This is a genomic window from Polaromonas sp. P3_C2 (assembly GCF_056402675.1).
Genome location: NZ_JBFUGX010000222.1, coordinates 1 through 6,228, shown reverse-complemented (window position 1 = coordinate 6,228; position 6,228 = coordinate 1). Strand labels below are relative to the sequence as shown.

8 protein-coding genes are annotated in these 6,228 nt (G+C 63.7%); 6 read left to right on the top strand and 2 right to left on the bottom strand.

All coding sequences use genetic code 11. From position 1 onward, the window contains the following. A partial coding sequence (locus AC1DWI_RS11130) for a sigma-70 family RNA polymerase sigma factor (RefSeq protein ID WP_477724838.1) occupies window positions 1-502 on the top strand: 502 nt, incomplete at its 5' end. Then, window positions 502-1,272 carry an anti-sigma factor gene (locus AC1DWI_RS11125; RefSeq protein WP_477724837.1) on the top strand — a complete coding sequence of 257 codons (771 nt, stop codon included), beginning with the start codon at window positions 502-504 and terminating at the stop codon, window positions 1,270-1,272. The genes AC1DWI_RS11130 and AC1DWI_RS11125, both read left to right, overlap by 1 nt. 75 nt (window positions 1,273-1,347) lie before the next feature. On the opposite strand, the gene AC1DWI_RS11120 is transcribed toward AC1DWI_RS11125, so the two are convergent. Then, on the bottom strand, window positions 1,348-2,052 hold the full coding sequence (locus tag AC1DWI_RS11120; protein ID WP_477665543.1) for a glycine zipper 2TM domain-containing protein: 705 nt from the start codon (window positions 2,050-2,052) through the stop codon (window positions 1,348-1,350). A 206-nt stretch (window positions 2,053-2,258) separates the two neighbouring features. Beyond that, window positions 2,259-2,603: an ArsC family reductase gene (locus tag AC1DWI_RS11115; RefSeq protein WP_477668075.1), complete on the bottom strand. Its 345-nt coding sequence runs from the start codon at window positions 2,601-2,603 to the stop codon at window positions 2,259-2,261. A gap of 190 nt (window positions 2,604-2,793) precedes the next feature. Here AC1DWI_RS11115 and pip point away from each other — a divergent pair, with 190 nt between their 5' ends. The 4 genes from pip to AC1DWI_RS11095 all read left to right on the top strand — a co-directional run. After that, on the top strand, window positions 2,794-3,765 hold the full coding sequence (gene pip / locus AC1DWI_RS11110) for a prolyl aminopeptidase (protein WP_477724836.1): 972 nt from the start codon (window positions 2,794-2,796) through the stop codon (window positions 3,763-3,765). Window positions 3,766-3,902: 137 nt separating this feature from the next. Next, window positions 3,903-5,213, top strand: a complete 1,311-nt coding sequence (gene folC / locus AC1DWI_RS11105; protein WP_477668073.1) for a bifunctional tetrahydrofolate synthase/dihydrofolate synthase — start codon at window positions 3,903-3,905, stop codon at window positions 5,211-5,213. 89 nt (window positions 5,214-5,302) lie between these two features. Then, window positions 5,303-6,106, top strand: coding sequence for an SPOR domain-containing protein (locus AC1DWI_RS11100; RefSeq protein ID WP_477668072.1), 804 nt, complete (start codon window positions 5,303-5,305; stop codon window positions 6,104-6,106). Between the two features lie 11 nt (window positions 6,107-6,117). Further along, window positions 6,118-6,228: CvpA family protein (locus AC1DWI_RS11095; RefSeq protein WP_477724839.1), on the top strand; the 111-nt coding region annotated here is incomplete at its 3' end.

The following is a 6,228-nucleotide window of genomic DNA, read 5'->3' as shown; positions in this document are numbered from 1 at the left end:
GCGGGAGCTGTATGAGCTGACTTCGTCCAAGCTCTACGGTGTCGCGATTCGTGTGGTGACCAACCGTGAATGGGCTGAGGACGTGTTGCAGGAGGCCTTCTTCAACATCTGGCGCATCGCAGGCGACTACAAGGCGACCCTGTCACCGCCCATGGCCTGGATGGCGCTGGTGGTGCGCAGCCGCGGCCTGGATTTTTTGCGGCGCCGGGCTTCGGACCGGGCCGACCTGATGCAGGAACTCGACGATGTGATTTCCGACACGGTGGCCGGCGATTCGCCCAACCCGATGGACACGACCCAGGCCAGCGAACAGGCCTGGGCTTTGCACCAGTGCCTGGGCCAGCTGGAGCACAAGCAACGTGAAGTGGTGAGCCTGGCGTATTTGCGGGATTTGAGCCATGGCGAGCTGGCTGAGCAGCTGAAGCTGCCCTTGGGTAYGGTCAAAACATGGATCCGGCGCGGACTTGAGCAGCTTCGCGGCTGCATGGCGAGGTTTGCCTGATGAATTTACAAAGTAATCCCGCCCTGATGGAGCAACTCGCGGCCAGCTATGCGCTGGGCACTTTGCGCGGCGGTGCGCGTCGTCGGTTTGAGACGTTGGCACGCGACAACGCCACTTTGCGCGCGGCGGCGCTGGTCTGGCAAAGCCGCCTGTMGTCGGTGGCCGAATTGCAGCCGCAAGAGGCGCCTAGCCCGGTGGTTTGGAAACGCATTGAAAACCTGGTGCGGGCCGACAAGGAGGCGCGCGCCATGCAGGCGGCGCGGGTCGCTCCGGGTGTCATGGGTTGGTGGTCCAGCCTGGGCCTGTGGCGCGGCGGGGCTGTGGCGGGCGCACTCGCGACTGCGGCGGCGGTTGTCGTGGGGCTGAACGTGAACGGCCGGCTGAGCGGGCAGGTGAGCGAACTGACCGCCAAACTGACAGCCACGCCCGAGATCGAATACGTGGCCGTGCTGACCGATGACAAGGCTTCGGCCTCGCTGCTGGTGACGTTTGATCCGAAGAACAAGACACTGTCGCTCAAGCGCGTGGGCAGCTTCAGGGAGCAGCCCGACAAGTCCCTGGAGCTTTGGGCTTTGCCGCCCGGCGCGGCGCCCAAATCGCTGGGTGTGATGAGCGCAGACCCCGTGGTTCGCTTGACTGCCGCGGGTACCTACATGCGCCAGGTGCCGACGCTGGCGATCACGCTGGAGCCCAAGGGTGGCGTGCCGCCGGGCAGCGGGCCGACCGGGCCGGTGCTGTTCAAGGGTGCCCTGATTGAAACGCCCAAATAGCAACAGTCGAATATTCGCGGACAGCAAAAAGGGGCGTTGACAACGCCCCTTTTTTGTTCAGCCCGCCAGTTGGTCTTAGCGCCAGTGGTGGTGGCCATAGCCCCGGCTGTAACCGAAGTTCAGCGAAAGGCCGATGGGCGCGTAGTAGGGCTGGTAATAGGGACGGGGGTAGTAAGCCGGGTAAACCACCGGCTGCTCCACATAAGTCACAGCAGGCTGGACGTACACCGGTTGGGGTGCCGGCTGCACATAGGTCTGGGGCTGCTGGGGCGCAGACTGGAAGGTCTGCGGCGCCGGTGCCATGGCGCCGACCGGTGTGACCTGCAGGCGCACATACTGGCCAGGGTCGGTGGCCATCTGCGTGCTGTACTGCGTGCCCTGGTATTCGTACACCACGTTGTAGTGGCTGGGGCGGTTTTCGTAATAGGTTTGCGTCGCGCACTGCTGCACGTTTTGAACCTGGTTGTTTGAGCCTTCGATGCGGTCGCCAACGATGGCACCGCCCACCAGCCCGATCATGGTGGCGACGGCACGGCCACCGCCATTGCCGATGGCGTTACCGGCTGCGCCGCCTGCCAGCGCGCCCATCAGCGCACCTGCGCCCGAGTTCGGTTGCTGGACAACGACGGGCTGGTTGCTGCAGACCTGGCGCGGTACAGCCACTTGCTGCACCACCGGCGTGCTTGAAATCACCCGGGCCAGGATGTCCATGGCGGAGGCGGGTACAGCAGCCAACCCGGAGGCGGCAGCAAGAGCGGAGAGAACAAGCGCTTTTTTCATGATTCAACCCTTTTCAGCACGTGGCTGAAGTTGCACCGCCAAAGGGCTCACCCTGGTCGGGTGATGGCTCGGGTGGCAAACGTAATTTTAGTAAGTCAGAGTCATTTTGGGGTGCAGAGTTCGGTAAATCGACGGTAAAGCTGCCTTTTAAAGCCCTCTGAAGGCAAAACAGGCTGCAAAACGTAACCGGTCGGCCCGCCGTGCGTTCAAACCCTCGCAGCCCAGCCCGGGGCGTCAAAACCGACGGTGATGTCCTTGCCCCAGTCCACCACGGGCCGCTTGATGACGCTGGGGTTGGCCAGCATCAGTGTTTGCGCGCTGGCGCTGTCATGCACGCCGGCCTGCAGCGCCGGGTCCAGCTTTCGCCAGGTGGTGCCCTGGCGGTTGAGCAGCTTTTCCCAGCCTGCCGCCTGGGCCCATCGCGCCAGCTGGTCGGGCGGCACGCCCTGCTTCTTGAAATCGTGAAACTGGTAGTCAACACCTTGTTCGACTAGCCATGCACGGGCCTTTTTGACGGTGTCGCAATTGGGGATGCCGTAAAGAATGATCATGGCCGGATTTTCGCAGATTTAAGAGAAACAGGCCTTCCGGCCAAGCGGGACGAGCGCGAGCAGCTATCAAATTAGTAGCGTTGTTGCGAAGGCAGGCAAGGGCGTGGACGCGTGGGCAGGCCTTTGGCAAGGCTGGAATAATGAAGAACGCCGACCGGCTCAACCTTTTTTTGTATGGATGCCTTGCCTCATGACCGCTGCTTCAGCCACGCGCACTGCCCCCGCCGTTCTTTACCCGCCTCTCGAACCTTTCCGCACGGGCATTCTTGAAACGGGTGACGGCCATTCGGTGTACTGGGAGTTATGCGGCAACCCCCAAGGAAAGCCGGCGGTGTTTTTGCATGGTGGCCCGGGTGCGGGCTGCTCGCCCGAACACCGCCGCCTGTTCGACCCGGAGCGCTATTGCGTGCTGCTGTTCGACCAGCGCGGCTGCGGCCGCTCCCGACCCAGTGCCTCACTGGAAAACAACACGACCTGGCACCTGGTAGCCGACATCGAGCGCTTGCGCACCCTGCTGGGCGTGGAGCGCTGGCTGGTGTTCGGCGGCTCCTGGGGCAGCGCACTGGCGCTGGCGTATGCCCAGGCTCATCCGGCCCGCGTGTCGGCGCTCATTGTGCGGGGCATTTTTGCGCTGCGCCGCGCCGAGCTGCTCTGGTACTACCAGGAGGGGGCGTCCTGGTTGTTCCCTGATTTGTGGGAAGAGTTCGTCAAACCCATTCCCCCGGCGGAGCGCGGCGACCTGATTGCCGCCTACCGCAAACGCCTGGTGGGCGCCGACCGTGCTGCGCAACTGGCGGCTGCCCGTGCGTGGAGCCTGTGGGAAGGCCAGACGATTACCTTGTTGCCCGACCCGTCTTTTACCGCCCAGCATGGTAACGACGCTTTCGCCCTGGCATTCGCGCGCATAGAAAACCATTATTTTGTGCACGCCGGCTGGCTCGAAGAGGGTCAGCTCATTCGCGACGCGCACAAGCTGGCTGGGATTCCCGGTGTCATCGTGCAAGGCCGCTACGACGTGGCCACACCAGCCAAAACCGCGTGGGACCTGCACCGCGCCTGGCCCGAGGCCGAATTCCACATGATTGACAACGCCGGCCACGCCTTCAACGAGCCCGGCATCCTGCGCCAACWCATAGCGGCCACCGACCGTTTCGCAGGCTGACCTCCTGCTTCTTTGCCAGCAGGTGCCGCGGAACTGGCTTTGCTAGGCCGCAGGCGCCGCCCCCTGCAAGGGGGAAGGCGCTACACGCCAGTGAGCGCCAACGGGGGTATTCGAGCTACGCGACAATGGTGGGCTCTATGGAACAACTCAAAACCCTCGACGATTGGCTGGCTTACTGCGAGCACCTGCACCCCGTCGGCATCGACATGGGCCTGACGCGCATCAGCGCTGTGGCCAAGCGCATGGGCCTGGCTTTTGACTGCCCCATCATCACGGTGGCCGGCACCAACGGCAAAGGCTCGACCTGCGCGATGCTCGAAGCGATCTTGCTGCAGGCCGGCTACCGCACCGGCGTCTTCACCTCGCCGCACCTGGTGCATTTTGAAGAGCGCTGCCGGGTGCGCGGCGACATCGTGAAGGCTGACGAGCTGGTTGCGCAGTTCGCGCGCGTCGAGGCGGCGCGCACGCAGGGCGGCGACGCGATCTCGCTGACCTACTTTGAATTCACCACCCTGGCCATCCTGCAGCTGCTGGCCGACGCCAAGCTGGACGTCGTCATCCTCGAAGTCGGCCTGGGTGGCCGGCTGGACGCCGTCAACATGCTGGACGCCGACTGCGCGGTGATCACCAGCATCGACCTGGACCACATGGAATACCTGGGCCCCGACCGCGAAAGCATTGGCCGCGAAAAGGCCGGCATCATGCGCGCCGGCAAGCCGGTCATCGTGAGTGACCCGGTGCCGCCGCAAAGCATCATTGATTACGCGGCCGGAGTAGGCGCTGACTTGTGGCGCTTTGGTACGGACTTCAATTTTTCGGGCGACAAACAGCAATGGGGCTGGGCAGGGCGCGGGCGCCGGTATGCCGGCCTGGCGTACCCGGCCTTGCGCGGCGCCAACCAGCTTGTCAACGCCTCGGGCGTGCTGGCGGCGCTGACGGCCTTGCGTGACCGCCTGCCGGTCACCGCCCAGGCGGTGCGCAACGGCTTGTCGATGGTCGAGTTGCCGGGGCGTTTCCAGATCGTGCCCGGCCAGCCCACGCTGGTGCTGGACGTGGCGCACAACCCCCATTCGGTGGCTGCGCTGGCTGAAAACCTTGATGCCATGGGCTTTTACCCCTGCACACACGCGGTGTTCGGTGCCATGGCCGACAAAGACCTGGCTCCCATGCTGGCGCGCGTGGCGCCGCTCATCGACAAGTGGTATTTCACCGATTTGCCGACGCCGCGGGCCGCTTCTGCCGAGGATTTGCAGGCCAGGTGGACGGCGGCCAATACCCGCCCTGATGCAAGCGCCGGCACTTACAAATCACCCGAAGCGGCGCTGCAGGCGGCGGTCAGGGCCGCAACCCCCGCTGATAGAATTGTCGTGTTCGGCTCCTTCCATACGGTGGGCGGCATTTTGAAGGACGGTGTGCCGCGTCTTTCGGCCCCGCACCTGGCCGCCTGAGACCGGACAAGCCGGTCCGTCAAGCATTCCAAGGGCCGTCAGCCCGCGTTCACCGTTAACGTCACCCCTTATCGGATCCAAGCCACACCATGCCGTTTTTCAATTTCCGCCGGGGCGGCTCCAACGCTGCCTCCAATGCCGGGTCAGCCGCTCAAACGGAAAGCGTGGAAGTGATCCGCAAGCGTGCCAAACACCGGCTGATCGGTTCTGCCGTGCTGGTGCTGATCGGCGTGTTGGGTTTCCCGCTGTTGTTTGACACCCAGCCCAGGCCCATTCCGGTCGATATCCCGATTGAAATTCCCGGCAAAGGCACGGTCAAGCCCCTGGTGATTCCCGGGCCCGGTGCCCCGGCAGCCACTTCCGCATCTGCCCCCAAGGTGGCCGACAAGCCCGCCGAAAAAGTAACCGCTGACGCCAGCCTGGCGCCCAAGGAAGAAATTCTTTCATCAAAACCGGCTCCAGCCCTTGCTGCATCTGCGCCACCAGCTATCAAAAATGAAGCAAAGCCGGAAGCCAAACCCGAGGTGAAACCTCCGGTCAAACCGGAAGCCAAGTCAGAAACCAAGCCGGCCAAGCCCGCTGCGAACGATGACGCCACACGTGCCGCCGCACTGCTGAACGGCACCGCTGTGCCGGCCGCCAAACCGTCTGCCAGCGAGGCGGACGGCCGTTTTGTGGTTCAGGTCGGTGCGTTTGCCGACGTGGCCAAGGCCCGCGAAGCGCGCCTGAAGGTGGAAAAGGCGGGCCTCAAAACCTATACACAAGTGGCGGAAACCAAAGACGGCAAGCGCATCCGGGTCCGCGTGGGCCCATTTGCCACCAAGGCCGAGGCCGACAAGGCGGCGACCAAGATCAAGGGCCTTGATTTACCCGCTGCCATCCTGACCTTGTAATTAGTAGTTTCGTGACGGCTGTTGACTGGATTTTGCTGGGAGTGCTGGTTTTTTCCATGCTGTTGGGCGCATGGCGCGGGCTGGTGTATGAGGTGTTGTCGGTGCTGGGCTGGGTGGTGTCG